Genomic DNA, 25,487 nt, shown 5'->3' on the forward strand with positions numbered 1-25,487 from the left:
TCGATGGCGGCGCGTAGCACTACCGGCGCAATCTTCGGCCTCGTTCTCGGTCTTGCGCTGCTGGTCGCGGGCGGACAGGCATTGTGGACCTGGCTTGACCGTCCCATTGAGCGAGTCACCATCAAGGGTGACTTCGATCATGTCAGCGCTGCCTACCTTCAGCGCCATATCGCGCCGTTGATTCGTGGCCAGAGCTGGCTCTCCGTCCCATTGGGCGAGGTTCGGCGTCGCGCGTTGGCGATCGATTGGCTGAGTGAGGTCAGCATCTCGCGTCGCTGGCCGGATACACTCGAATTCGAGCTGTTTGAACAGCAGCCGGTGGCCTACTGGAATGATGGCGAATTGCTGAACGTTCGCGGTGATGCCTTCCAGGCGGGCCCGGTCACGCAGCTGGGCAATCTGCCCAATCTGGCGGGGCCCAAGGGTAGTGGATCCGAGGTTCTGGCCGAGCTTGACGCGCTGCAGAGCCAGTTGGGCGGGCTGGGGCTCAATGTCTCCCAGTTGCGATTGGAGCCACGCGGCGCCTGGCGCTTTCAGGTCAATGATTCGGTGTGGGTGATGCTGGGTCGCAATGATCGTGAAGCGCGTCTGGCGCGTTTCATGGCAGCCTGGCAGCGGCGTCTGGGCGATGAGGTGTCGCAGATCCGCTACATTGATCTGCGTTACCCCAACGGAGTGGCAGTGGCGTGGCATGGGGAGACGACGGCACCCGAAGAAGGCAAGGGCAGTTGAGGCAAATGGCGACACTCACTACATGCTTCATTTGCATGTGAGTATTAGCAAAATGGCGATATCGCCAGTTTCATTTGTCGTCAATCCCGCCTATTCTAGCGGGGATTTGCGCCCCTCGGTATTTTAGGCTGGTATGCCCCAAGTGGCTGCTCCTATACTGGGAAGTCAAATCCCTCTGTACGGGTTAAACGGAACGTAAACCCGTTTTGGGTGGTGCGGCAGACATGTTGTCTGTCAAAGCGCGCAATTATTTTCATGATGAACCAGAATCAAGGAGCTGGCCCGACCTATGGCAGGACATTCCAAATCACAGGATATGGTGGTCGGGCTGGACATCGGAACCTCCAAGGTAGTCGCGATCGTGGGTCAGCCGACCGATGATGGCGGTATCGAAATTGCGGGAATTGGCTCCCACCCTTCACGTGGCATGAAGAAGGGTGTGGTGATCAACATCGAATCGACCGTACAGTCGATTCAGCGCGCAGTGGAGGAGGCTGAGTTGATGGCCGGCTGCGATATCCACTCGGTATATGTGGGCATCGCCGGCAGTCATATCAGTTCGATGAATTCCGATGGTGTCGTGGCGATCAAGGATCGCGAAGTGACGCCGTCTGATATCGAACGCGTGATCGACTCGGCGCGCGCTCGAGCGATTTCTGAAGGTCAGCGCATTCTTCACGTGCTGCCGCAGGAATATGCCATTGACCGTCAGGAAGGTATTCGCGAGCCGTTGGGCATGTCCGGGGTGCGTCTTGAGGCGCGCGTTCACCTGGTCACTGCCGCACTGAATGCCGTGCAGAATATCGAGAAGTGCGTGCGTCGCTGCGGGCTCGAAGTCGACGACATCATTCTCGAGCAGCTCGCCTCGAGTCATGCGGTTCTGACCGAGGATGAGCGTGAATTGGGTGTGTGCATGGTGGATATCGGCGGTGGAACCACGGATATCGCCGTCTTCACCGAAGGTGCCATTCGTCATACGGCTGTGATCCCCATCGCGGGTGATCAGGTCACGAATGACATCGCCATGGCGCTGCGCACACCGACGCAATATGCAGAAGAAATCAAGGTCAAGTATGCCTGTGCTCTGACCCAGCTGGCCTCCAGCGACGAGACGATCAAGGTGCCGAGTGTCGGTGACCGACCGGCACGTGATCTGTCCCGTCAAGCGTTGGCCGAAGTGGTCGAGCCCAGGTATGAGGAACTGTTCACCCTGGTCCGCGATGAATTGCGTCGCAGTGGCTATGAAGATCTCGTAGCTGCGGGCGTGGTTCTGACGGGTGGAACGTCACGCATGGAAGGTGTCGTTGAGCTGGCGGAGGAGATCTTCCACATGCCGGTTCGCATCGCTTGCCCGCAAAATGTGCGTGGACTGGCGGATGTGGTCCGCAATCCGATTTATTCCACGGGTGTGGGTTTGCTACATTATGGGATGAAACAGGAGCGGCATACGCCATCGTCGACGACCGTCGCGGTGCGCAGAGAGGAATCTGCCGCGCGACGCGTTCACGGCCAAGAGCACGACACCTCCACGCTGGAGCGGATCAAGGGCTGGTTCAAGGGAAATTTCTGACAGGGATTACAGAAAGACTGTGATCCAGGAGACAGGGCATATGTTCGAACTGGTAGATAACGCACCCTCCAGCAGCGCGGTCATCAAGGTGATCGGTGTTGGCGGCGGCGGTGGTAACGCCGTCAATCACATGGTCGAGAGCAACATCGAAGGCGTCGAGTTCATCTGCGCCAACACCGATGCTCAGGCGCTCAAGCGCGTGGCCGCCAAGACTGTCCTGCAGCTGGGCAGTGAAATCACCAAGGGGCTTGGCGCTGGCGCCAACCCGGAAGTGGGCCGCCAGGCGGCGATGGAAGACCGTGAGCGTATCGTCGAGCTGCTGCAAGGCGCCGACATGGTCTTCATCACGGCTGGCATGGGGGGTGGTACCGGTACCGGCGGTGCTCCTGTCGTGGCGCAGGTCGCCAAGGAACTGGGCATCCTGACCGTGGCCGTCGTCACGCGTCCGTTCCCGTTCGAAGGGCCGCGTCGTCAGAAGGCGGCAGAGCAGGGCATGAAGGAGCTCTCCGAGCACGTCGACTCCCTGATCACCATCCCCAACGAGAAGCTGCTGTCTGTGCTGGGCAAGAGCGCCAGCCTGCTGAGCGCCTTCAGCGCCGCCAACGACGTGTTGCTGGGTGCCGTGCAGGGGATCGCGGAGCTGATCACCAGCCCGGGCATCATCAACGTCGATTTCGCCGACGTGCGCACTGTCATGTCCGAGATGGGCATGGCGATGATGGGGACCGGTGACGCCATCGGCGAGAACCGCGCTCGTGAAGCCGCCGAGAAGGCCATTCGCAGCCCGCTGCTCGAAGACATCGATCTGCACGGCGCGCGCGGTATCCTGGTCAACATCACGGCAGGCCCGGACCTCTCCATCGGTGAATTCAACGATGTGGGTGCCACCGTGCAAGAGTTCGCTTCTCCGGACGCCACCATCGTGGTCGGGACGTCCATCGACATGGACATGACCGACGAGCTGCGTGTCACTGTCGTGGCGGCGGGTCTCGACGGTCGCGTCGAGAAGCCGGCGGCGCGTGAAACGGCACCGGCCAAGCGTACCGTCGAGAAGCCGGCGGACTACCGCAGCCTGCAGACGCCGACGGTCACCCGTCAGGCCAAGGAAGAGCAGGAAGCGGCAGCCAAGAAGCCTGAGCCGCGCAAGTCGCGTGATATGGATGACTATCTCGATATCCCGGCCTTCCTGCGTCGCCAGGCTGACTGATGCGCACTGACTGACACGTCATTGACGCTCATGTGCCAGTCGGCATGAGGCTGAGATGACACGGCTCATCATGAGTCTGACTTCACCCATCCGGGGTTTCCCGGGTGGGTGAAGTCGTTTCCGGGGCAGACAAAAGGGGCTTTCGCCGCTGGCGAGGGGCGCTGCCTGTGCGTTACGGGTGCATCCGCCAGTGCCGTGGGCGCGTAATGAAGGGTGGACTTCAAGCTGTCTTGCACATTGATTATCGTTTTATGGCAGTGCGAGTGAGAACTGTTTTGTGATTGCGTGTTCATACTCAGCACGAGGCCAGCAGGCGCGCGGGTCAGCCTCAATGGTGCTCGAAAGGCAATGTTGAATTTCCCTAACAGCGGCAGGTGACAATTTGTTGAATTCCTGCATTGCTGTTATCATGAACACTGTTTCCAAATTCAGGCTGACTGGCTATCTCCCTATGATTCGACAAAAAACACTCCAGAATACGATCCGCGCCACAGGCGTTGGTCTGCACTCAGGTGACAAGGTTTACCTGACGCTGCGTCCTGCTCCGGTCAACACCGGCATCGTCTTCATCCGTACCGATCTCGAGCCGCAGGCTCATATCCGTGCCGATGCGATGAGCGTCCGTGACACCACCATGTGCACCGCCGTTTCCAACGGTGAAGCCAAGGTGACGACCGTCGAGCACCTGATGTCCGCCTTCGCAGGCCTAGGCATCGACAACTGCTTCGTCGAGCTGTCCGCGCCGGAAGTGCCGATCATGGACGGCAGCGCCGGTCCGTTCGTCTTCCTGATCCAGTCCGCTGGTATCCAGGAGCAGTCGTCGCTCAAGAAGTTCATCCGCATCAAGCGCGAGATCGAAGTGCGTGATGGTGACAAGGTCGCGACCTTCCTGCCGCACAACGGTTTCAAGGTGTCCTTCGCCATCGACTTCGATCACCCGGTGTTCGAGCAGCAGAAGCAGACCACCACGGTCGACTTCTCTACCACCTCCTTCGTCAAGGAAGTGTCTCGCGCGCGTACCTTCGGCTTCATGCGTGATCTCGAATTCCTGCGCTCCCAGAACCTCGCGCTGGGCGGAAGCCTCGACAACGCCATCGTCGTCGATGACTATCGCATCCTCAACGATGAAGGCCTGCGTTACGACGATGAGTTCGTCAAGCACAAGGTGCTGGACGCCATCGGTGACCTCTACCAGCTGGGCCACAGCATCATCGGTGAGTTCCGTGGCTACAAGTCCGGCCATGGCCTCAACAACATGCTGTGCCGCGCGCTGCTGGAAAATGCCGACAGCTACGAGATCGTCACCTTCGAGAACTCCGATGCGATGCCGATTTCCTATGCCTCTCCGGCGCTTGCCGTCTGAGTCGAGGCCAATGACATCTGCGAAAGCTGCAAGACGAGGTATTTCAGAAGAGAAGCACTCAGAGAGACAGTACGAGCAGAACACTGTGACCTAGCCCGTCCAGCCTGACAGCACTGCTCCGGCCTTAGCCAGCCGGAGATGGAAACGACAACAGCCGCGCCGCCCAGAAGGGCGGCGCGGCTGTTTGCATGCAAGACAAGAAATGCTTGAGTTGGCTCAGGGCGTTTCGGTGTCGTCGCTCGAATCCGATGCGTGAGCCGCCAGACGCTCCAGGGCGAGGCGCAGCCGCTCGTCCCGGGTATGGGAGGCGCAATCCAGCAGATGTTCCGCGGCAGCCTCTGGCAGGTGGCGTGGTTGGCGTGCGGGCACGAAGGCCGGGCGGATCGGGCGGACCTTGAAGGCCAGGCGGGCGAGGGTGGCGAGTTCTGGCAGCTCGCGCAGCACACTGATCAGGCGACGCTGCTCATAGCGCAGCCAGGTCAGCCAGGAGGCGCGGCTGGTGATCAACGTCAAGGTGTCATCGTGATAGCCGCCGACGAAGACCTGTTCCTGCATGTCCTTGGGCAGTGCAGCACGCAGGTGTAGCTGGGCCTGCTCGAGCATGCGCGCCTGGCGCATGACGCTGCCAAGTTGCCCCTTGCCGTTCAACAGGCGCGCCGCGGGCTGGGCGCGGAAACGCTTAGCCTTTATACTCATGGGCTTGCATGCCGGTTCAGTGATTTCCGGCAATCTATCATGAGCGGGAGTCCGGCAACAGCATGAGCCCTGTCGATGCCACAGCACGCCCTCGTGCGTTACCGGATTCCGGTAGCGGCGCTTCGCGTCGCTGGTCGGTACGCACGGCGCCGCGCTGGCTGCTGGCAGGCCTGCTGCTCAGCTGTCTGTTCCCCGCTGGACTGAGCGCGGCGCAGGTCGAGCGCGTCAATCTGACGCTGGCCAGCATCCAGTTGCTGGCACCCGCGGTGATTCGTGCCGAGAGTCGCCGTCAGGGGCTACGCTGCCTGCGCAAGCGGGTGCGTCGTGCGCCCCAGGCCAGTCCCAACCTCCCGCGCCAGCGCTCCTTCGTTTCCTGCACCCGCGTCCTGCTGCGTGGCCTCGTCAATGCCATCGCGCCGCGTGCGCCGCCCATTCTGTCCTGACACCCCGTTCATCGTTCGCGCCGTGGATGATGAGGTTTGTTTTCTCTTTCGAGCGTAATGCCTGATGGGCCCCGGGCCACATCGAGCTGCCCTGACACCGCGTTTGGCGGCAGCGCTTGAGTGTCATGATATGTGAAGGCGTGACTCGACCCCGGGTCACGTACAAGGACAGAATATGCTGGGTAAATTCCTGACCAAGGTAGTGGGTTCCAAGAATGATCGCGAAGTGAAGCGCCTGCGCAAGCGGGTCAACGCGATCAATGCGCTCGAGAGCGAGCTTGAGCCGCTCTCCGATGAGGCGCTGACAGCCAAGACCGCGGAATTCCGCGAGCGTCTCGCGCAAGGGGAACACCTCGACAAGCTGCTGCCGGAAGCCTTCGCGACCGTGCGTGAGGCCAGCAAGCGCATCATGGGCATGCGTCACTTCGATACCCAGATGGTCGGCGGCATGGCGCTGCACGAAGGTCGCATCGCCGAGATGAAGACCGGTGAGGGCAAGACGCTGGTGGGGACGCTTGCGGTCTACCTGAACGCACTGACCGGCGAAGGTGTCCACGTGGTGACGGTCAACGACTATCTGGCCACCCGTGATGCCAACTGGATGCGTCCGCTGTATGAATTCCTCGGTCTGAGTGTCGGTGTCATCTACTCCGGCCAGCCCAATGAAGACAAGCGCGCCGCCTATCAGGCCGATATCACCTACGGCACCAACAACGAATACGGTTTCGATTACCTGCGCGACAACATGGCCTTCTCGCTGGAAGACAAGGTCCAGCGCAAGCTGCACTTCGCCATCATCGATGAGGTCGACTCCATCCTGATCGATGAGGCGCGCACGCCGCTGATCATCTCCGGTCCGGTGGAAGAGAATACCGACCTCTACAAGATCATCGATCGCATGGCGCGCGAGCTCGAGCAGTGCAGCGATGAGGAAGATCCGGAAAGCGGCGATTTCACCCTCGATGAGAAGCAGAAGCAGGTCGAACTGACCGAGTTCGGTCACCAGAAGGTTGAGGCGCTGCTGCGTGCCCAGGAGCTGCTCGGGGAGGAGGATTCCCTGTATGCGGCCCAGAACCTGAGCCTGCTGCACCACGTCCACTCTGCGCTGCGTGCCCAGAACCTGTTCGTGCGTGACGTGGATTACATCGTCAACAACGGCGAAGTGGTCATCGTCGATGAGCACACCGGGCGTACCATGGTCGGTCGTCGCTGGTCTGAAGGCCTGCACCAGGCGGTCGAGGCCAAGGAAAGCGTTGCCATCCAGAAGGAAAGCCAGACGCTGGCATCCACGACCTTCCAGAATTACTTCCGTCTCTACGACAAGCTGTCCGGCATGACCGGTACGGCCGATACCGAGGCCTTCGAATTCCGTCAGATCTACAACCTCGACGTGATGGTCATTCCGACCAACAAGCCCATCGCGCGCAAGGACATGAATGATCTGGTCTATCTGACCGCGGAAGAGAAGTTCAACGCCATCATCGAGGATGCCCGCGAGAAGGTCGCGGAAGGTCGTCCGGTGCTGGTGGGTACCGCCTCGGTCGAGACCTCCGAGCTGCTGTCGCAGATGATGCACAAGGCGGGCGTCAAGCATCACGTCCTCAATGCCAAGCAGCACGTCAGTGAGGCTGCCATCATCGCTCAGGCGGGTCGTCCGGGCGCCGTGACCATCGCGACCAACATGGCCGGTCGTGGTACCGACATCATGCTGGGCGGCAACTGGGAAGCCGAGCTTGCCGAGCTGGAAGCGCCGACCGAAGAGCAGATCAACGAGATCAAGCATGGCTGGCAGGAGCGTCACGAAGCCGTGCTGGCCGCGGGCGGTCTGCACGTGATCGGCTCCGAGCGTCACGAATCACGCCGTATCGACAACCAGCTGCGCGGTCGTGCCGGTCGCCAGGGTGACCCGGGCTCCACGCGCTTCTTCCTGTCACTGGAAGATAGCCTGATGCGCCTCTTCGGCTCTGACCGTGTTCAGCGTCTGATGGGCGCGCTGGGGCTCGAGAAGGGCGAAGCCATCGAGCACAAGATGGTCTCCAATGCCGTCGAGCGCGCGCAGAAGAAGGTCGAGGGTCGCAACTTCGACGTGCGCAAGCAGCTGCTCGAGTACGATGATGTCGCCAACGACCAGCGCAGCGTGATCTACGAGCAGCGCAACGACATCCTCGAAGCCGACGAGATCGCCGAGAACATCGCCGGCATCCGTCGCGAGGTGCTCGATGACGCCATCTCCCTGCGTGTGCCGCCGCAGAGCCTGCCGGAGCAGTGGGACTTGCCAAGCCTCGAGAACGACCTCAAGACCGACTTCAACCTCGACCTGCCGCTGGTGCAGTGGGCGGAAGAGGACGAGCACTTCCATGAGGAAACGCTGCGTGAACGTCTGCAGGTCGCCCATGAAGCGCTTTATGCCGACAAGGTCGAGGCCGTTGGCCCTGAGCTGATGCGCCGCTTCGAGAAGCAGGTCATGCTTCAGGTGTTGGACACGCGCTGGAAGGAGCACCTGCAGGCGATGGACAACCTGCGTCGCGGTATCCACCTGCGCGGCTATGCCCAGAAGAACCCGAAGCAGGAATACAAGCGCGAAGCGTTCGAGCAGTTCCAGACGCTGCTGGTCAACATCAAGTCCGACGTGGTGCGCATTCTCAGCCACGTGCAGGTGCGTCGCCAGGAAGAGGTCGACACGCTGGAAGAAGAGCGTCGTGCCAACCTCGAGCGCGAGCAGGCCAGCGCCGAAACGCGCCGTGTCGATGAAGATGCGGTCAGTGAAGACGGCGTTCATGCGGCCGAAGAGGTCGTCGAGGCACAGTACGGTGCGCAGCCTCAGGCTCAGGGTGATGGCGAGCCGATGCGTCGCGATGTGCCCAAGGTCGGTCGCAACGACCCGTGCCCGTGCGGTTCCGGCAAGAAATACAAGCAGTGCCACGGCAAGCTGAGCTGACACTGCGCCAAACAGCCTCCCTGTGAGTCACGTCGATTCGGCTCGCAGGGGGCAGTTGTCACAGAACACCATGATTGGAGACGTGAGCGATGGCGGTAGGGCCTTCCACTTTTCCCGCTGACATGCCGGCGATTGCCGGCTTTCAGATCGGGGTTGCTGAAGCCGGTATCAAGAAGCCGGGTCGTCGTGATCTGGTGATCATGGCCCTCGAGGCAGGGTCGCGTCTTGCAGGCACTTTTACCCGCAATGCCTTCTGCGCGGCACCGGTCCATGTCGCACGTGAGCACCTCACGGCAGGCGTCGACGGGCCGCGTTATCTGGTGATCAACACCGGCAATGCCAATGCGGGGACTGGCGAGCAGGGCATGACCGATGCTCGCGCGACCTGCCAGGCATTGGCGGAGATCGCCGGCTGTGATGCAAAGGCAGTATTGCCGTTCTCGACCGGCGTGATCGGTGAACCGCTGCCGATGGATCGCCTGACGGCGGCGTTGCCGACAGCCTTTGCCAACCTGGGCGAGGGCGACTGGTCTGCCGCGGCGCATGGCATCATGACCACCGATACGCGGCCCAAGGGCAGCTGGCGGACGCTTGCGCTGAGCAATGGCGAGAGCGTGACGCTGGCGGGTGTCTCCAAGGGCTCCGGCATGATCTGCCCGAACATGGCGACCATGCTGGGCTTCGTGGCTACCGATGCTGATCTCGCCATCGATCAGGCGGCGCTCGATGCCATGCTGCGCCGGGTGGTGGTCAAGAGCTTCAACAGCATCACCGTCGATTCCGATACTTCCACCAATGACGCCTGCATGTTGGCTGTCACGGGGCAGGCCGGGCGTGTCGAGGGTGAAGACCTGATCGCGTTCGAGGCCGCCCTGGCGGAGGTCATGCTCGAGCTGGCTCAGGCCATCATTCGTGACGGCGAGGGGGCGACCAAGTTCGTCACCATCGAGGTCAGCGAGGCGCGTTCACAGGAAGAGGCGCGTGCCATCGGCTTTACCGTCGCACACTCGCCGCTGGTCAAGACAGCGCTCTATGCCAGCGACGCCAACTGGGGGCGCATTCTGGCGGCCGTCGGACGTGCGCCGCTGGAAGAGCTGGACGTCACGGGTGTCGCGATCACGCTCAATGGCGTCACCATCGTCGAACAGGGCGGCCGTGCCGACAGCTACACCGAAGCCGCCGGCAGTGCTGCCATGGCCGAGGAGGAGCTGGTGATCGGCATCCGCCTGGGACGTGGACAGCAGGAAGCTCGCATCTGGACATCGGATCTGTCCCACGATTACGTCTCGATCAACGCTGATTATCGTAGCTGACGCCCCAGGGCGGAGGCTTGTGCTGAAACGGTAATGCAATATCTCCCGCAGGCTTCGCCTCTCGAGGCGGAGTCGGATGTACAACGCGAGTCAAAGGTACAGGCATCATGCCGAAGCGAAGGGTTCACGTGGCGGCTGCCGCCATCTTAAACGAACAGGGCCAGGTCCTGATTGCACGTCGTCCCTCGACGGTGGATCAGGGCGGCTTGTGGGAGTTTCCGGGTGGCAAGCTGGCGCCTTACGAAACCGGTCTGGAAGCGCTCAAGCGTGAGCTGTGCGAAGAGCTGGGCATCGAGATCATTCGTGCTCAGCCGCTGATCCGTATTCATCACGAATACCCGGACAAGCACATCCTGCTGGATGTGTGGGAAACGCGTCAGTTCACTGGCGAGCCCTTTGGTCGTGAAGGGCAGGCAGTGCGCTGGGTCGAGATCGAGGATCTTTACAAGTACGCCTTCCCGGCGGCGAATCTGCCGATTCTGCGGGCGGTCTCGCTGCCGCGTGAGTATCTGATCACGCCGGAAGAGGCCGATGAGGACGTCTTCGAGACGCGTCTGACGCGTGCGCTGGATGAGGACGGGGTGCGTCTGGTCCAGCTGCGCGCCAAGGAGCTGGATGAGGCGGCCTATATCGCGCGTGCCGAGAAGGCGCTGGCGATCTGTCATGCGCGTGGCGCCCGTCTGCTGCTCAACGCTGAACCGTCCATGCTCGGCAAGGTCGATGCGGATGGTATCCACCTGACCAGCGTGCGTCTGGCGGAGCTGGCGGAAAAGGGCGAGCGTCCGATTGCCGCCAACAAGTGGCTGTCTGCCTCCACCCACGATCAGCAGCAGCTGGATCAGGCCGGTCGTGTGGCGTGTGACTTCGTGTCACTGTCGCCGCTGCGTGTGACGCCGTCGCATCCGGAGCGTCCGCCGCTGGGCTGGCATGACTTCCAGGGGTTGGTCGAGCAGGCGTGCATGCCGGTCTATGCGCTGGGCGGCATGTCCCGCTATGACAGCGATCACGCACGCGCTGTCGGTGCGCAGGGTATCGCATCGATCCGTGATTTCTGGAAGTGATGATCGCGCGTTGATGGCAGTTGCCTGAACGACAAAAGACCCTCGAGGCTAGCCTCGAGGGTCTTTTTTGTTGCCGAGCGTCTTGAGTGCCGAGCTTTTTATCGGCCTGAACCAGCAGGTCTCTCTCGAGCGCTACTGCTGATGCATGTCGCGCTCCATGCGCGCCACCATCTCGTCGATGCTGGTCTCATCCATGGCGGGCTCACCGGCGATGCTGTGGGATTCGTCAGCCCAGGCGCCGAGGTCCAGCAGTTGGCAGCGCTTGCTGCAGAAGGGGCGAAACTCGCTGGCGGCACTCCATACCACGTCGGTACGGCATTGCGGGCAAGCGACGGTCAATGGTGTCTTGCCATTGTGGGAAGCGGTGGCATCAGACATGAGGGGTGTCCTGAAACGGTGTATGGGGGGCGCTCAGTGATCGATAGTAGGCATCCATGGCCGCTACCTGTTCACGAAGATGCATCTGGCTTCCGTCATTGTCGATGACATCGTCGGCCTTGGCCAGTCGTGTCTCGCGTGGCAGCTGGGCCGCAAGGATGGCGCGTACCTGTGCTTCGCTGACACCATCGCGGCTCAGCGTGCGCGCCAGCTGGATATCCTGGCTGACATCCACCACCAGGGTGCGTGAGACGAGGCTGTCCTGGCCGGACTCGAACAACAGCGGAGAGACCAGCAGGCGATAGGGACTGGTCATGGCCGCCAGATGCTGCACGATCCGCTCCCGGATACGCGGATGGGTGCAGCGCTCCAGCCACTGGCGCTTCTCGGGGGCAGCAAAGATCCGCTCACGTAGCGCGGCGCGGTCAAGCTCGCCCTGCGCCGTGACGATCGACCCGCCGAAGTGGGCGATGATCTCGGCCAGTGCGGTTTCGCCGGGGCGCACGATCTCGCGTGCGACATCATCGGCATCCACCCACTGGATGCCCAGCTCGCCGAACAGCCGCGCGACGCTCGACTTGCCGCTGCCGATGCCGCCGGTGACACCGATGATGGGGCCTTGGGGGAAAGAAGACGTCGTCATGCGCCGATCACGCTCAGGTAGAGGCTCATCAAGGGCGTGCCAAACAGCAGGGCGATCCAGCCGGCAACCGCCAGGTAAGGTCCGAAGGGCATCGGGGCGCCGCGCAGACGCGGTACCAGCAGTTGCAGCAGGATGCCCAGAACGGCCCCGAGACCTGCGGACAGAATCAGCAGCAGCGGCAACCACTGCCAGCCGAGCCAGGCCCCTAGCGCGGCGAGCAGCTTGAAGTCACCGTAACCCATACCTTCCTTGCCGGTGATCAGCTTGAATAGCCAGTAGAAGCTCCACAGCACCAGATAGCCTGCCATCGCACCGATGACAGCACTGGGCAGCATCAGAGGCTGGAACAGCAACTGATAGGCGAGGCCTGCCCACAGTAGGGGCAGGGTGATGGCATCTGGCAGCAGCTGGGTGCGGAAGTCGATGACTGACAGCACCAGCAGGGTCAGGCAGGCACCGAAGATCCACAGGCTCTGTGCCTCCAGGCCGTAGATCAGCGCGATTGACGCGCCGAGCGCGCCTCCGGCCAGTTCCACCAGCGGATATTGCGCGCTGATGCGCGTATTGCAGCTGGCGCAGCGACCACGCCGCTTCAGCCAGCCGAGAATGGGGAGGTTGTCGTGCCACTTGATCGGCGTGTCACAGCCCGGGCAGCGTGATGCGGGCACCAGCAGATTGAAGCGCGGTGTGTCTTCGGCTTCCAGCTCCAATGCCTCGCGGGCCTCGGCGCGCCATTGGCGCATCATCATCACTGGCAGGCGGGTGATGACGACATTCAGAAAGCTGCCGACCAGCAAACCGAATATACCAGCCAGGCAGGCCTGCAGTGTGGGGGAAAGTTGGGCGAGTGATTCCACGAGTCGTCCTTGTCAGTAAATGACACGGCCGCGTCCTTTTGGTGGCGCGGCCGCTTGGCATGAAAGCTTCTTTTCGAGATACAGGCGGCGTTCTAGATCGCGTTGCCCAGCTCGAAGATGGGAAGATACATCGAGACCACAAGCCCGCCCACCAGGGTGCCTAGCACCACGATGATCAAGGGCTCCAGCAATGAGGTCAGCGCATCTACCTTGTTGTCGACGTCTTCTTCATAGAAATCGGCGACCTTGTTGAGCATGGCATCCAGTGAGCCGGATTCCTCGCCAATCGCTACCATCTGTACCGCCAGTGTCGGGAACAATTGGGTATTGCGCATGGCAAAGTTCAGTTGCTGGCCGGTAGAGACATCTTCCTTGATCTGAGCAATGGCGCGCTCGTAGACCTTGTTGCCTGAGGCGCCGGCGGCAGTATCTAGCGATTCCACTAACGGAACCCCTGCTTGGAAGGTCGTAGCCAATGTACGTGAATAGCGAGCGACAGACGATTTATCCAGAATATCGCCGAGCACCGGTACCTTGAGCATGAAGCGGTGACTGGCGTAGGCAAACTTCTCAGAGCGCTTGATTCCCTGTGCAATAAGAACGACGGTCAGGATTATCGCGCCTAATGCCACATACCAATAATTCTGTGCATACTCGGATAAGGTAATCGTCAGCTGGGTGAATGCTGGCAGCTCTGCGCCGAAGCCTTGGAAAAGGCTTTCAAATTGCGGAACTACCTTGATCAACAGGATCGCTGTTACCCCGATCCCGACACCGATCACGGCGATAGGGTAATAAAGGGCTTTCTTGACGCGCGCCTTGAGTGAATCAATCTTTTCTTTATAAGTCGCGACACGGTCGAGCATCTTGTCCAGGGCGCCAGCTTGTTCGCCGGCTTCGACAAGATTGGCAAACAGGTTATCAAAATGCTGGGGGTGTTTGCGCAAGGCTTCCGAAAAGCTGGCGCCTGCTCCCACCTGATTCATCATGTCTTCGACCAGATGGCGCATGCCTGGACTCTTCATGCTTTCAGCCACGATGCCAAATGCCTGGAGTACCGGTACGCCAGCACGGATCATGGTCGCCATCTGACGAGCGAACATGGTGACATCCTTGCCACTGACTCTTTTGCTGCCGCCAAACAGGGAAGACTTCTTGCGCAGGCGCTTGAGCACGATCCCCTGGCTGACCAGCGTGTTCTTGACCTGATCGACGTTGGCCGACATCAGCTCGCCCTTGACGTTTTCACCGCGCGAGTTCTTGCCCGACCATTGCCAAGTTTCAATGCCCGCTTTTTTCTTGTCTTTCTTGGCAGTTCTGGGAGTTGCCATGTCAGTTATCGTTCCCTGATAAATGGGGAGCAGGCATTGAAGGTCGAGCCATGATCAATACCTGGGTCATCTTGTCTTCAATGTGCCTGATGACTGAGCAAAAGTCAGCTATCTGGCGTATTGATCGCTGTCGCCAGCATGGACAACCATTACATGCTCGGTCAGTTGCAGTGGCTCAGTCCTTGGTGATGCGATTGACCTCTTCCAGCGAGGTCATGCCCGACATCACCTTGCGCAAGCCGCTACGCCTCAGGTCTGAAAGCCCTTCCTTGCGCGCCTGGTCTGCCAGCTCGATGGCGGTGCCCTCACGCATGATCAAGCGGCTCATTTCATCCGAAATCGGCATGACTTCATAGATGCCGACGCGCCCCTTGTAACCCAGCGTGCACTGACTGCAACCGACAGGACGGAATATGGTTGCGGCCTCGAGTTCTGCTGCACTGAAGCCATTGTCTTCACTGAAGCCCATCGAAGCCATCGCCTCGGGCGGAATTTCCGCGGGCTGACGGCAGTGGGTACACAGGCGGCGAGCAAGGCGCTGAGCGATGATCAACGAGACGGAACTCGCGATATTGAAGGGGGCAATTCCCATGTTGCTCAGGCGAGTCAGTGTCTCGGGCGCCGAATTGGTGTGCAAGGTAGAAAGCACCAAGTGGCCGGTCTGTGCCGCCTTGACGGCAATCTCGGCGGTTTCCTTGTCACGAATTTCCCCCACCATCACCACATCGGGATCCTGGCGCAGGAAGGCGCGCAAGGCCGAAGCGAAGTCCAGGCCGATCTTGGGCAGCACGTTGACCTGGTTGACGCCTTCTACCTTGAGCTCGACCGGGTCCTCTGCCGTCGAGATATTGCGCTCCGGTGTATTGAGGATATTCAAACCGGTGTAGAGCGTCACGGTCTTGCCGCTACCGGTCGGGCCTGTGACCAGAATCATGCCCTGGGGCTGATCCAGCGTCTTCTCGAACATGGCGCGCTGTTCAGGTTCGAAGCCCAGCGCCTCGATGCCCATCTTGGCAGAGCTCGGATCAAGGATACGCAGCACCAGCTTCTCGCCATACACGGTGGGCAATGTGTTGACGCGGAAATCGATGGAGCGGGACTTGGACAGACGTAGCTTGATCGCGCCATCCTGCGGTAAACGGCGCTCGGAAATATCCATGCGCGACATGACTTTCAGGCGCGCCGAGATACGATTGCGCATATTGAATGGCGGGCGGGTATTCTCGACCAACATGCCATCGATACGAAAACGAATGCGATAGGTGGATTCGTAGGGCTCGAAGTGGATATCCGAGGCGCCACGCTTGATGGCATCCAGCAGTACCTTGTGAACGAAGCGTACTACTGGGGCATCGTCACTACTTGCGGTGATGGCCAGATCGTTGTTGTTATCTTCTTCGCCTTCGAAATCCAGCCCATCGAGCGCTTCGCCACCTTCGCTCAGCATGTCCATGGCGCTTTCTTCGCCAGCTTCCAGGTACTGCTCCAATGCCGGCGTCAGCTGGTCGGCGGCGACCAGGACACTCTCGATCGACAAGCCAGTGGCAAATTGCAGTTCATCAAGATGCGTGAGGGTCGATGGGGAGGGTACGCCGACGGTCAGCCGATGCTCACGGCGATAGAGTGGCAATACCCCCAGCTTACGCAGCACCTTCTCGGGCAGCTCATCAATGGCGGGCAGCGAGTCGATACGAAGGGCATCGAGATCCACATACGGCAGGCCGTATTCCCAGGCGGCCGCCAATGTCGCCTCACGCGCCGGCACCAGACCATGCGCGATAATGTGCAACAACAGGCTTTCCCCTGCCTCATTGGCTTCCTGTTCAGCCAGCTGTGCTGCCTGTGGTTCGAGCAGGCCAGAGTCGACCAGTCGGGCGGCAAATCCTTTTAGCGTGTGTTCTGACTGGGGCATGACACTCTTCCTGTTGCAGTTGCCAATGGGCCTACTTTCGCTGCTTGAAACGTGAAGCACGCTGTGCGCAAAATCTGGTGCGGCAAGCCATCGTATTACAAACATCGTCTTGCAGAAGAGTGTAGCTGGATTGCCCTGCGCTAGGAATGGCGCATTCGTGACATAGGAACAGGGGAGAGTTAGTGAAAGGAGGTAGCCAAACACTGTTGGGTCGGGAGTAACGTTGAAGAGCGCCTGAATCTCGATCACAAAGTTTTTGTGTTCGTTGCTTGCAATGTCACCAAGTGTAATCTATTGTAACAGTCAAGCAGCCGTCAGCGCCGCCAAGCAAGCGTCTTGCGACATGACAATGGCACCTGAACTGTGGCTGTGGTATCACTCGTCCCGTCCGGTCGACACCCCGTGATATCAAGATGTTATGCTGATGAAGATGTTGTAGGGAATATTGGAATCAAACGTCCATACTGACATTCTTCTGTAACATCCTGCTGGTCAGGGAAGGTAACCGGGGTTTCAGGACGTACGACCTGATCTCACTACGCAAATGCAAGGGAGTCACACCATGACACGCAAGCAACAAGCTGGTTTTACATTGATCGAGCTGATGATCGTTGTGGCGATTATCGGTATTCTGGCGGCCATCGCTATCCCTCGCTATCAAGATTACACTATCCGCGCAAAGGTAACTGAGGCTATGGGCATTGCTTCAGCTGCTAAAACCGCAGTTTCTGAGTGCCTGATATCTGCAGGTGTGGAAGATGCAGCATCGAACACAGATTGTAATTCCAACCAAAAAGTTGGTTTGGATACAACTGAAACTAATATCTCTTCAACTTATGTTGAGAGCGTTACGGTAGGGGCCAACTCAATGATTGCTGTAGCTTTGCGAGAGACAGGTGACACAACTCTCGATGGCCTCGCTGTAAACTTCCAGCCTACAATTAACTCTGGCTCAATTGCTTGGGAATGTGGCTTAGCTGCAACTAATACTGCTTCATACAAGTACCTGCCCCAGAACTGTCGTGCTGCGGTGCCAGCTGCTCAATAAAACAATTAATAAAAACCGCCCTTCGGGGCGGTTTTTATTGAACTCAATAAAGCGCTTCTTCTTCCTCGACCACATCCTTCAGCAGCTCCAGGAACAGCTTGTCTGCATCGGAGTGCTCTGCCGGATCTTCCGGGATATGGATGCTGGTGGTATCAGAAATCTCGTTGGCGATGATAGCCAGCACTGCTTGCTCATTCTTTCCTTGTTCTGCCCCTTCCTTGAGGCGCGCTCGCGCCACGACCAGTGACTGCTCGAGAATCTTCGGGTCTTGCAGCAGCTTGCGGATGAAGCCTTTCAGCTCACTGATGATACGTGTCTTGTGCATTTCGCCGGATGCGTTGCTCATGGCGTGCTCCTTGTCTGGTGGTTGTCTGTCTTTGAGTTCGAACGTGAATTCTGGTCTAGATGACGATGCCTGGAACGCCTTTGAGCGCTTTTGAACGATGAGGGATCAACCCAAGCCTGCCTCTGAAGTTCAGGATGCCATGCCTGCCTTTGCCTGCAGTGTAACCCACACGTCAGCGCTGGTGGATATGTGACATCACACCGATCTCCAGCTTGCCAAACCACTCAAGACCCGCTGCGAGGCGTTCCATCTCGGCAATTGATGCGTTGCGTGAGTCGGCGTCGTGGTTACATTGCTGAGCCGTTTCTGAGACGGCTTCCTCAGCACAACCCGGCAACTCCAGCAGGATATCCACATGCGGGGCTGACGCATCGGTATCAGTAGACGCGGTGGCATGGTTGACGTAATGCAGTGTGAGGCCGCTGCGCGCCTGCCAGAGGGGTGACTGCTGCCAGTATTCATCGAGTGTGGCGATGATGTCACTACGCAGGGGTAGGGGCTGCTTCAGCGTGGGCTGCGCCAGGCTGGCCTGGCCGAGATGCGAGTCATCTTCGGGGTCGATGTGATAGAGCACATCACTGAGCTGGGGGAATTCGGCCTTGAGGCGAGCCACTGCGTGGTGGCCGATGGCATGGCCTTCCGAGACGCTGATGCGTGGCGCGACCAGCAGGTGGACTTCCAGCACGATACGGCCGGCCAGAGTACGGCTGCGCAGGTCATGCGTACCACGCACCTCCGGCAGTGACAGCAAGCACTCACGCATGGCGTGTTGCTGTTCGCGTGGCAGGGCGGTGTCGATCAGTTCGCGCGAAGCCTCCCAGGCCAATGAGGCGCCGATCTTGCCCACCATGACGCCAACGACGACCGCCGCGATGCCATCCAGCCAGCTGGCCCCCAGCTGGGTACCGATCAGACCTATCAGCACCGCCACAGTGGAGAGCGCATCACTGCGCGAGTGCCAGGCATTGGCCTCCAGCAGCTTGGATTTCTGCTTGCGCGCGACCTTCAGCGTGGCGCGAAAGATAGCTTCCTTGCCGAGCAGCGATATGATCGCGATGCCGATGCCCAGCGCGCCGGGTAGCGGGATGGTCAGTGAGCCGAACATCAGCTCCCAGCTGCGCAGGATACCTTCCCAGCCAATGGCGCCCGCCACGGCCAGCAGTAGGCTGCCAAGCACCAGGGTGCCGAGCGTCTCGATGCGCTCATGCCCCCACGGATGTGAGCGATCCGGTGCCTGGCGGCCGTAGTGAGTCGCCACCAACACGAAGGCATCCGTCACCAGGTCTGACAGGGAGTGGATGCCATCGGCGATCAGCGCCTGCGAGCCGACCAGCTTGCCGATGACAAGCTTCGCGACACCCAGCACGCCATCCAGCGCCGCGCCGATCAAGGTGATGCGCTGTGCTTCACGCTTGGCGCTTGCCGTGCTGACAGCATCTGCGGGTGACGATTGAGGCATGGGAAGGCTCGCTCAAAGGGGAGTCGGGTGCGTCATGAAGTCAGCGCCTACTCCTGCGCAGGGCAGGAGTCAGCGCACGCAGCTGTCTTCAGAGATCTCGCCGCTGGGGCGCAGGCGCCGCGCGAGGCTGTCAACGCCGATATTGAGTATGGCGGTGAGCACCAGCAAGGCAAATGCCTGATCAAACATCAGGTATTCGAAGCTCGAGTCGATGTGGAAGCCCAGCGTTACCACCCCCAGCATGCCGAGAATGGCCGTCTCGCGAAGGATGGTCTCGGCGCGGTAGAGCAGCAATGCGAACATGCCGGGAGCGACACGCGGGTTGAGCTCATAGAGCCAGCATTCGAACTTGCCCTGCGGGCGACTGGGCGGCAGCTGAATCTGGTTGGCATGGCGAGCACACAGGAAGGCGATGATCGCTCCGTTATGCAGTGCCAGCGCCAGCCAGGCGGGCAGCAGCGAGGGCCCCAACAGCAACAGCAGGATGAAGGCCAGTATCAACTCCGGCGTGGTGCGCAGGAAGATCAGCAGGCCGTTGGTCGAGTGTTGCGAGAGGCGGTTGCCCACATGGCGGCTGGCCAGCGGCCATAGCAGCATGGCGATCAGCAGACTACCGGCGGTGCCCAGCAGGCCGAGCAGCAAGGTATTACCGATGGCGGGCAGCAGATCGGGCAGGTGGCTGGCCCACTGCAGCAGGCCTGTCGCGAGCTTACCCGAGACCAGCGACTCGAATGATGCATTGACCAGCGGCGCCGGCCAGATGTCATGGCTGATGAAGCGCCACAGCAGGGTCGGGCTGACATCGGGCCATGGCCCCAGCCACCAGAGGCTGGCGATGGCCAGTACCGGCAATACCCGACGGTGCCCCCACCATGGGAGCGTGGCGATCAGCAGATAGAAGATCCACAGCAGAGCGCCCGCCTCGGCGTAACGGCCCTCGCGAAAGGCGCTTTCCAGATAGAAGCCCAGCGTGGGCAAGCCGACGAAACCGAGCAGGACACTGGCGCGCAGTCCGCATTCGAAGCGATAGCGGGTATAGCTGGCCATGCGCCGCCACGCCATCGGCAGTTCAGCATACACAAAGCGCATCGCGCGTGAGCTGGCCCAGGGCAGTGCCTTGAGTGGCGCCTGCGGCAGTTGTTCGAGAATCTCGGCATAGACCTTGGCGAAGGTCGCGGCATAGGGAATCGTGATCGCCGCCAATGCCGTGGCGGCCGACAGCCCGAACACCTGCAGCAACAGCAGCGCCCAGAACAGCTCATGTACCGCACGCAGCCCGGCACAGATGCCCCGCAGCAAGCGTGAGCGAGAATAGACCAATGCCAGCGGCAGCCCTATCAGCGCACCTAGCAGGGTGCCCCACAGCGCAAAAGCGATGGTCAGGATCAGAGCGTGCAGCGGGGATTCCAGCGCGCCGGGAGCCGGCGACGCCAGACCCGCCAGCATGTGGCCCAGTTCCTGCCAAGGGTCGCGCGAGGTAACGGAGAGATCGGCGAAGGGCACCAATACCAGCATGGCGATGACCAGACCACCACCGAGGCGCAACAGGCGCGCACCGTCACTGCGTGCCTGCCACCAGCGAGGAGGATGGCGCAGCTCTGCTGTCATGGTGGAGGGGTCAGCTGACATCGGATGACTCGCGGGTCGCCGCAGCGGGGTACAGGAAGTCCAGGTCGCCAGGCGTCAGTCCGTCGGTCGCGACATCCAGCAGCACGTGCCCCTGGCCGTCAGCCTGCTTGCCAAGCCCGATCACGCGCGTGAAGTGAGTAAGCGCCAACTCACGCTGATGAAGCGCTACCACACTGGTCGCGTGACGGGCATGTATCAGCTGGATCAACTGACTGGCCTGATGCGGGTCCACGCTTGCGACGGGCTCGTCACCGAGGAACAGATCATGGCCCTGATAGAGCGCGCGTGCGATGGCGACACGCTGGCGCTGACCGCCGGAAAGCGCCTCGACGGAGCGTTCCATCAGGCCGGCGATACCCAGCGGTTCGCACAGCGTGGCGACCGCCTGCCAATGCGCCGGTTTCGGGCGCAGCAGATTGAGCAGGTTGGTCAGCCGTGAGTGCTGGTCCAACCGGCCCATGAAGATGTTGTGGTAGACCGACAATTGCGGCACCAGCCCCTGGCGTTGAGGGCACCAAGCGGCTGCTACGTCGCGCTGTTGCAGCGCGGCGCGCAGGGCTTCCAGCAGCGTGGACTTGCCTGCGCCACTGGCGCCGAGCAGGGCGATGCGCTCGCCCGGCAGGAGGCGAATATCCAGATCACGCAAGACCACCTCGGCGCCATGGCCGAGGTGGTCCTGCGAAAGGTGCAGCAGTGGAGAGGGTGTTTCCTGGGTCATGAGCTCAGCGCAGCAGACCGAGCTGTTCACCGACGGTCTTGATCGGCGCGTAGTCATCGTTGCTGGCCGGAATGAAGCCGGAGCGCGGGAAGCTCTCGAGCAGGTCCGGGTCCTTCATGTCCAGCAGGGCCGTGGTGACACGGGCAGTGAAGTCCGCGCCGAAGTGGCTGTCGGCATCGCCACGAATGGTCCACTGATAATCCGGGTAGGCCGGCGTCTGCCACAGCACCTGCACCTTGCTCGGGTCGACCTTGCCGTCCTTGACTGCCGCTTCCCACACCGCGAAGTTGACCGCGCCCACGTCATAGGTGCCGGCGGCGACCAGTGCGATGGTGCGTGAGTGGTCGCCGGAGAAACCGACGCGGCTGAACAGGGCGTCCGGCGCCTGCTGGAACTGCTCGCGCAGATAGTATTCCGGCATCAGGCGGCCTGAAGTGGAGGTCTTGGCACCGAAGGTGAAGGAGTGGCCTTCGAGGGAGTCGGGCAGGGCGTCCAGCGGCTCGGCGGCATCGCCGGCCAGCTTGAGGTCGCGACGCGCGATGAAGTAGCTGCGGAAGGCGGCGTCTTCCACGCCCTGGGCGATGGCGACGGAGCCCGGCACCATCTGACGTGCCTGAACACCAGTCAGGCCGCCGAACCAGGCCATCTGGATCTGATCGTTGCGGAAGGCGCTGACGGCGGCGCTGTAGGATTTGACCGGCACATACTCGACATCGACGCCCAGCTTCTCTTCCAGATAGTCGGCGACCTTGTCGAAACGCTCGACCAGGCGTGACTCGTCTTCATCTGGAATTGCCGTGAACTTGAAGGTGTCGGCCTGAGCCAGACTCATGGTCACGGGAAAGGCGGAAATCAGGGTCAGAGCAGCAGTGGCCAGCCAGCGCATGGGAAGCATCCTCAGCATTCACGACATGAGACATCATGCGGCGAACACCGCATGTCAGGGGTATGGCGCGTATTGTTGTGTCTTGATCACGCGGGTGCAAGCCCCGCGCCATGCCTGAAGGATCGCTCAAGTGACGCTGAAGAGTCAGTAGCGCGTTGAATGGCTGCGCAAAAAAGCTCATTTGCTTTGGCTGGGGCTGATTGCTTGATGGCTAGTGCTCAAGACTCCGGTGGGAAACGGGTGTCCTTCAAGCTGTCCTTGATCTTCTTGAGGTGCTGCTGGAAGTCTTCTCCACGGCGCAGCGTCACGCCGGTGGCCAGCACGTCGATCAGGGCCAGGTGGATCATGCGTGAGGTCATCGGCATATAGATATCGGTGTCTTCCGGCGCCATGACTTCCAGCACTTCGGTGCACTCGCGCGCCAGCGGAGAGTCCGGTGCGGTGATGCCCAATACCGCGGCACCATTGCTGCGCGCGAGCTTGGCGATATCGACCAGCTCGCGGGTGCGTCCGGTGTAGGAGATGATCACGATCACGTCGCCGGTATGGCAGGCGGCGGCCACCATGCGCTGCATGAGCACATCTTCATAGGCCATGACCGGCAGGTTGAAGCGGAAGAACTTGTGCTGGGCATCCGCCGCGACCGGGCCTGAGGCGCCAAGGCCGAAGAAGCAGATCTGCTTGGCCTGGCTCAGGTAGTCGACGGCGCGCTCGATGCGTCTGGGGTCCAGTGCGCGACGGGCATCGTCGAGCGCGGCCACGGTGGCACCGAGAATCTTGTCGCCATAGGCGGCGGCATCATCGTTCTGATCGACACTGCGTGACACGTAGGGCGTGCCGCCGGCCAGGCTCTGGGCCAGCTTGATCTTGAAGTCGGGGAAGCCCTTGGCATCGAAGTTGCGACAGAAGCGGTTGACGGTCGGCTCACTGACCAGCGAGGCCTGAGCGAGCGCCGCGATGCTCATGCCGGTGGCCGCAGCCGGGTCCGCCAGAATGACGTCGGCGACCTTGCGCTCGGAGCGATTGAGCTCGTCGAGACGTTCACGGATGCGATTGATGAGGTCGTGTACTGCCATTCGCCTGTTACCCTGCCATTGTGTAGTGAAATAACTACGTAATCTGGGCATCCTAGCCTCACTCGTCTGGTAGGCCAAGCATCTCTTTGGGTCACTTGCTGATCCAGGGGCGCGAAGGACGAGGTGAAAGCGAAAGCGCCGCTGACTACCACTTTTAGGTAAGTTTACCTATTTGTGGGGCGAATTGTCTTGAGTGACAGCGGCGTTATCGCTACATTTGTTGTTAATATAACCAGCCATGTATCGCCAACGCCTTCCCGGTGCCGTGTGTCATTCGAGCCTCTCCTCGCCGCGCCAGCCTGCGCAGCCTTCCAGGAAGCGGGTTCGAAGTCGCCCACCTTGTCGGTCATTTCGGCATACAGGGCAGTTTCGACGGGAGAAATCGGCGGCATGAGTTCCGACATCATTCCGGGCGTGGATATTGCCCTGTTCGGCGCCTTGGGCGACCTCGCCAAGCGCAAGCTATATCCAGCCCTCTATCACCTCGACCGTGACGGTCTGCTCGAGAAGGCAACCCGCCTGATCGGTCTGGCGCGTCAGGATGTCAGCCTCGAATCCTTCAAGGACACCGTGCAGGCGGCGCTCAAGGAGCGCGTCAAGCCGGAACACCTCGAGAAGGAATGCATCGAGCGCTTCCTCTCTCGCATCAGCTATGCGGCGCTGGACTTCAGCACCGTGGAAGGCTATTCCGCGATCGCCGATTGGCGTGTGGATGAAAAGGGCAAGCCGTCGCCGCGCCCGCTGATGATCTATCTGTCCGTACCGTCGCGTATCTACGGCGATATCAGCAGCAATCTGCAGGCGGCGGGCTGCCTCGACGAGCACTCGCGTGTCGTGGTCGAGAAGCCGATCGGCTCTGATCTGGAGAGCTCGCGCGTCGTCAACGACGCGATCGGTGCCGTCTTCCACGAATCCCAGATCTATCGTATCGATCACTATCTGGGCAAGGAAACCGTCCAGAATCTGATCGCGCTGCGCTTCGCCAACCCGATGTTCGGCAACCAGTGGAATCAGAACCAGATTTCCCACGTCGAGATCACCGTGGCGGAGAAGGTCGGCATCGAAGGGCGCTGGGGCTACTTCGATCAGGCCGGTCAGCTGCGTGACATGGTGCAGAACCACCTGCTGCAGCTGCTGTGTCTGATCGCGATGGACCCGCCGTCCAACCTGGACGCGGACGCCATTCGTGACGAGAAGGTCAAGGTGCTCAAGGCGTTGCGCCCGATCACCGGCGAGCGTCTCAACACGGATCTGGTGCGTGGCCAGTACATCGCGGGTGCCGTCGACGGCCAGCACGTGCCGGGCTATCTCGAGGAAGAAGGGGCCAACACCGAATCCCAGACCGAGACCTTCGTGGCCTTCAAGACCGAAGTTTCCAACTGGCGCTGGGCCGGTGTGCCGTTCTACCTGCGTACCGGCAAGCGCATGCCGGAGAAGCTGTCACAGATCGTGATCCACTTCCGTCAGCAGCCGCACTACATCTTCGATCCGGACCAGCGCTCGCTGGCGGCCAACAAGCTGATCATCCGTCTTCAGCCGTCCGAGGGCATCTCCCTGCAGGTGCTGACCAAGGACTCCGGTCTCGACAAGGGCATGCGTCTGCGTCCGGGCCCGCTGGATCTCGACTTCAACAGCGCCTTCCCCAAGCGCCGTATTCCGGAAGCTTACGAACGTCTGCTGCTTGAGGTCATCAAGGGCCAGCAGTATCTGTTCGTGCGTCGTGACGAGATCGAACACGCCTGGCGCTGGGTCGATACTCTCATCGATGGCTGGGAATCCCGCGCCGCCACGCCGCGCCGTTATCCGGCCGGCTCCTGGGGCCCCGTCTCCTCGATCGCGATGATCACGCGCGATGGTCGCAGCTGGTATGAGGAGTATTGA

Annotated in this window: 22 protein-coding genes; 10 read left to right on the top strand and 12 right to left on the bottom strand. The window is 60.7% G+C overall.

Annotation, left to right across the window (positions count from 1 at the left end; genetic code table 11):
- Positions 1-3 precede the first annotated feature (3 nt).
- The 4 genes from R2R70_RS00470 to lpxC all read left to right on the top strand — a co-directional run bounded on the left by R2R70_RS00470 (position 4) and on the right by lpxC (position 4,872).
- Positions 4-732 (top strand): cell division protein FtsQ/DivIB, encoded by a 729-nt coding sequence (locus tag R2R70_RS00470; protein ID WP_410976942.1) that lies wholly within the window; start codon positions 4-6, stop codon positions 730-732.
- A gap of 289 nt (positions 733-1,021) precedes the next feature.
- Positions 1,022-2,302 carry a cell division protein FtsA gene (ftsA, locus tag R2R70_RS00475; protein WP_043332496.1) on the top strand — a complete coding sequence of 427 codons (1,281 nt, stop codon included), beginning with the start codon at positions 1,022-1,024 and terminating at the stop codon, positions 2,300-2,302.
- A 40-nt stretch (positions 2,303-2,342) separates the two neighbouring features.
- On the top strand, positions 2,343-3,509 hold the full coding sequence (ftsZ, locus tag R2R70_RS00480; protein WP_176676310.1) for a cell division protein FtsZ: 1,167 nt from the start codon (positions 2,343-2,345) through the stop codon (positions 3,507-3,509).
- A gap of 451 nt (positions 3,510-3,960) precedes the next feature.
- A complete protein-coding gene (gene lpxC, locus R2R70_RS00485; protein ID WP_054555085.1) occupies positions 3,961-4,872 on the top strand; it encodes a UDP-3-O-acyl-N-acetylglucosamine deacetylase in 912 nt (303 codons plus the stop codon).
- A 216-nt stretch (positions 4,873-5,088) separates the two neighbouring features.
- Here the strand turns inward: lpxC and R2R70_RS00490 are convergent, their stop codons facing one another.
- Positions 5,089-5,568, bottom strand: a complete 480-nt coding sequence (locus R2R70_RS00490) for a DUF721 domain-containing protein (RefSeq protein WP_054555084.1) — start codon at positions 5,566-5,568, stop codon at positions 5,089-5,091.
- Between the two features lie 62 nt (positions 5,569-5,630).
- On the opposite strand from R2R70_RS00490, the gene R2R70_RS00495 reads away from it, so the two are divergent.
- The 4 genes from R2R70_RS00495 (at position 5,631) to R2R70_RS00510 (ending at position 11,323) form a co-directional block, all read left to right on the top strand.
- The gene (locus tag R2R70_RS00495) at positions 5,631-6,011 is read left to right on the top strand and encodes a hypothetical protein (RefSeq protein WP_043332488.1); all 381 of its coding nucleotides are present in this window, start codon (positions 5,631-5,633) and stop codon (positions 6,009-6,011) included.
- A gap of 175 nt (positions 6,012-6,186) precedes the next feature.
- The gene (gene secA / locus R2R70_RS00500) at positions 6,187-8,949 is read left to right on the top strand and encodes a preprotein translocase subunit SecA (RefSeq protein WP_410976943.1); all 2,763 of its coding nucleotides are present in this window, start codon (positions 6,187-6,189) and stop codon (positions 8,947-8,949) included.
- An 89-nt stretch (positions 8,950-9,038) separates the two neighbouring features.
- Positions 9,039-10,262, top strand: coding sequence for a bifunctional glutamate N-acetyltransferase/amino-acid acetyltransferase ArgJ (argJ, locus tag R2R70_RS00505; protein ID WP_107335408.1), 1,224 nt, complete (start codon positions 9,039-9,041; stop codon positions 10,260-10,262).
- Positions 10,263-10,369: 107 nt separating this feature from the next.
- On the top strand, positions 10,370-11,323 hold the full coding sequence (locus R2R70_RS00510; RefSeq protein ID WP_043332483.1) for a Nudix family hydrolase: 954 nt from the start codon (positions 10,370-10,372) through the stop codon (positions 11,321-11,323).
- A gap of 132 nt (positions 11,324-11,455) precedes the next feature.
- Here the strand turns inward: R2R70_RS00510 and yacG are convergent, their stop codons facing one another.
- From yacG to pilB, 5 genes are all read right to left on the bottom strand, one after another.
- Entirely contained in the window at positions 11,456-11,701 is a 246-nt protein-coding gene (gene yacG, locus R2R70_RS00515; RefSeq protein WP_043332481.1) for a DNA gyrase inhibitor YacG, read from the bottom strand.
- Positions 11,694-12,344 (bottom strand): dephospho-CoA kinase, encoded by a 651-nt coding sequence (gene coaE / locus R2R70_RS00520; protein WP_410976944.1) that lies wholly within the window; start codon positions 12,342-12,344, stop codon positions 11,694-11,696. The genes yacG and coaE overlap by 8 nt, the downstream gene beginning before the upstream one ends.
- On the bottom strand, positions 12,341-13,201 hold the full coding sequence (locus R2R70_RS00525) for a prepilin peptidase (RefSeq protein ID WP_286987184.1): 861 nt from the start codon (positions 13,199-13,201) through the stop codon (positions 12,341-12,343). Before R2R70_RS00525 ends, coaE begins: the two co-directional genes overlap by 4 nt.
- Before the next feature lie 92 nt (positions 13,202-13,293).
- The gene (locus tag R2R70_RS00530; RefSeq protein WP_317292725.1) at positions 13,294-14,532 is read right to left on the bottom strand and encodes a type II secretion system F family protein; all 1,239 of its coding nucleotides are present in this window, start codon (positions 14,530-14,532) and stop codon (positions 13,294-13,296) included.
- 175 nt (positions 14,533-14,707) lie between these two features.
- Positions 14,708-16,444, bottom strand: a complete 1,737-nt coding sequence (gene pilB, locus R2R70_RS00535) for a type IV-A pilus assembly ATPase PilB (protein ID WP_410976945.1) — start codon at positions 16,442-16,444, stop codon at positions 14,708-14,710.
- A 562-nt stretch (positions 16,445-17,006) separates the two neighbouring features.
- Here pilB and R2R70_RS00540 point away from each other — a divergent pair.
- Positions 17,007-17,492, top strand: a complete 486-nt coding sequence (locus R2R70_RS00540; protein WP_410976946.1) for a pilin — start codon at positions 17,007-17,009, stop codon at positions 17,490-17,492.
- A gap of 43 nt (positions 17,493-17,535) precedes the next feature.
- On the opposite strand, the gene R2R70_RS00545 is transcribed toward R2R70_RS00540, so the two are convergent.
- The 6 genes from R2R70_RS00545 to R2R70_RS00570 all read right to left on the bottom strand — a co-directional run bounded on the left by R2R70_RS00545 (position 17,536) and on the right by R2R70_RS00570 (position 23,606).
- The gene (locus R2R70_RS00545) at positions 17,536-17,838 is read right to left on the bottom strand and encodes a hypothetical protein (protein WP_043332474.1); all 303 of its coding nucleotides are present in this window, start codon (positions 17,836-17,838) and stop codon (positions 17,536-17,538) included.
- Between the two features lie 172 nt (positions 17,839-18,010).
- Entirely contained in the window at positions 18,011-19,297 is a 1,287-nt protein-coding gene (locus R2R70_RS00550) for a cation diffusion facilitator family transporter (RefSeq protein ID WP_410976947.1), read from the bottom strand.
- A gap of 69 nt (positions 19,298-19,366) precedes the next feature.
- Positions 19,367-20,926 (bottom strand): ABC transporter permease, encoded by a 1,560-nt coding sequence (locus R2R70_RS00555; RefSeq protein ID WP_410976948.1) that lies wholly within the window; start codon positions 20,924-20,926, stop codon positions 19,367-19,369.
- A complete protein-coding gene (locus tag R2R70_RS00560; RefSeq protein ID WP_192838361.1) occupies positions 20,916-21,644 on the bottom strand; it encodes an ATP-binding cassette domain-containing protein in 729 nt (242 codons plus the stop codon). The genes R2R70_RS00555 and R2R70_RS00560 overlap by 11 nt, the downstream gene beginning before the upstream one ends.
- Before the next feature lie 4 nt (positions 21,645-21,648).
- A complete protein-coding gene (locus R2R70_RS00565; protein WP_410976949.1) occupies positions 21,649-22,530 on the bottom strand; it encodes a putative selenate ABC transporter substrate-binding protein in 882 nt (293 codons plus the stop codon).
- A 218-nt stretch (positions 22,531-22,748) separates the two neighbouring features.
- A complete protein-coding gene (locus R2R70_RS00570; RefSeq protein ID WP_043332471.1) occupies positions 22,749-23,606 on the bottom strand; it encodes a MurR/RpiR family transcriptional regulator in 858 nt (285 codons plus the stop codon).
- Between the two features lie 390 nt (positions 23,607-23,996).
- Between R2R70_RS00570 and zwf the strand changes: the two genes are divergently transcribed.
- Entirely contained in the window at positions 23,997-25,487 is a 1,491-nt protein-coding gene (gene zwf, locus R2R70_RS00575; RefSeq protein WP_284892171.1) for a glucose-6-phosphate dehydrogenase, read from the top strand.

The sequence above is a fragment of the Cobetia sp. SIMBA_158 genome (assembly GCF_046566945.1).
GTDB classification, from domain to species: Bacteria; Pseudomonadota; Gammaproteobacteria; order Pseudomonadales; family Halomonadaceae; genus Cobetia; species Cobetia amphilecti.

Excerpts from the sequence above, each read along its gene's own strand:
- R2R70_RS00530 (WP_317292725.1), bottom strand. The coding sequence starts at position 14,532 with ATGGCAACTCCCAGAACTGCCAAGAAAGACAAGAAAAAAGCGGGCATT.
- secA (WP_410976943.1), top strand. The coding sequence starts at position 6,187 with ATGCTGGGTAAATTCCTGACCAAGGTAGTGGGTTCCAAGAATGATCGC.
- ftsA (WP_043332496.1), top strand. The coding sequence starts at position 1,022 with ATGGCAGGACATTCCAAATCACAGGATATGGTGGTCGGGCTGGACATC.
- R2R70_RS00495 (WP_043332488.1), top strand. The coding sequence starts at position 5,631 with ATGAGCCCTGTCGATGCCACAGCACGCCCTCGTGCGTTACCGGATTCC.
- lpxC (WP_054555085.1), top strand. The coding sequence starts at position 3,961 with ATGATTCGACAAAAAACACTCCAGAATACGATCCGCGCCACAGGCGTT.
- R2R70_RS00510 (WP_043332483.1), top strand. The coding sequence starts at position 10,370 with ATGCCGAAGCGAAGGGTTCACGTGGCGGCTGCCGCCATCTTAAACGAA.
- R2R70_RS00470 (WP_410976942.1), top strand. The coding sequence starts at position 4 with ATGGCGGCGCGTAGCACTACCGGCGCAATCTTCGGCCTCGTTCTCGGT.
- R2R70_RS00560 (WP_192838361.1), bottom strand. The coding sequence starts at position 21,644 with ATGACCCAGGAAACACCCTCTCCACTGCTGCACCTTTCGCAGGACCAC.
- R2R70_RS00490 (WP_054555084.1), bottom strand. The coding sequence starts at position 5,568 with ATGAGTATAAAGGCTAAGCGTTTCCGCGCCCAGCCCGCGGCGCGCCTG.
- R2R70_RS00545 (WP_043332474.1), bottom strand. The coding sequence starts at position 17,838 with ATGAGCAACGCATCCGGCGAAATGCACAAGACACGTATCATCAGTGAG.
- R2R70_RS00540 (WP_410976946.1), top strand. The coding sequence starts at position 17,007 with ATGACACGCAAGCAACAAGCTGGTTTTACATTGATCGAGCTGATGATC.
- R2R70_RS00555 (WP_410976948.1), bottom strand. The coding sequence starts at position 20,926 with ATGTCAGCTGACCCCTCCACCATGACAGCAGAGCTGCGCCATCCTCCT.
- yacG (WP_043332481.1), bottom strand. The coding sequence starts at position 11,701 with ATGTCTGATGCCACCGCTTCCCACAATGGCAAGACACCATTGACCGTC.
- coaE (WP_410976944.1), bottom strand. The coding sequence starts at position 12,344 with ATGACGACGTCTTCTTTCCCCCAAGGCCCCATCATCGGTGTCACCGGC.
- pilB (WP_410976945.1), bottom strand. The coding sequence starts at position 16,444 with ATGCCCCAGTCAGAACACACGCTAAAAGGATTTGCCGCCCGACTGGTC.
- R2R70_RS00570 (WP_043332471.1), bottom strand. The coding sequence starts at position 23,606 with ATGGCAGTACACGACCTCATCAATCGCATCCGTGAACGTCTCGACGAG.
- zwf (WP_284892171.1), top strand. The coding sequence starts at position 23,997 with ATGAGTTCCGACATCATTCCGGGCGTGGATATTGCCCTGTTCGGCGCC.
- ftsZ (WP_176676310.1), top strand. The coding sequence starts at position 2,343 with ATGTTCGAACTGGTAGATAACGCACCCTCCAGCAGCGCGGTCATCAAG.
- R2R70_RS00550 (WP_410976947.1), bottom strand. The coding sequence starts at position 19,297 with ATGCCTCAATCGTCACCCGCAGATGCTGTCAGCACGGCAAGCGCCAAG.
- argJ (WP_107335408.1), top strand. The coding sequence starts at position 9,039 with ATGGCGGTAGGGCCTTCCACTTTTCCCGCTGACATGCCGGCGATTGCC.
- R2R70_RS00565 (WP_410976949.1), bottom strand. The coding sequence starts at position 22,530 with ATGCGCTGGCTGGCCACTGCTGCTCTGACCCTGATTTCCGCCTTTCCC.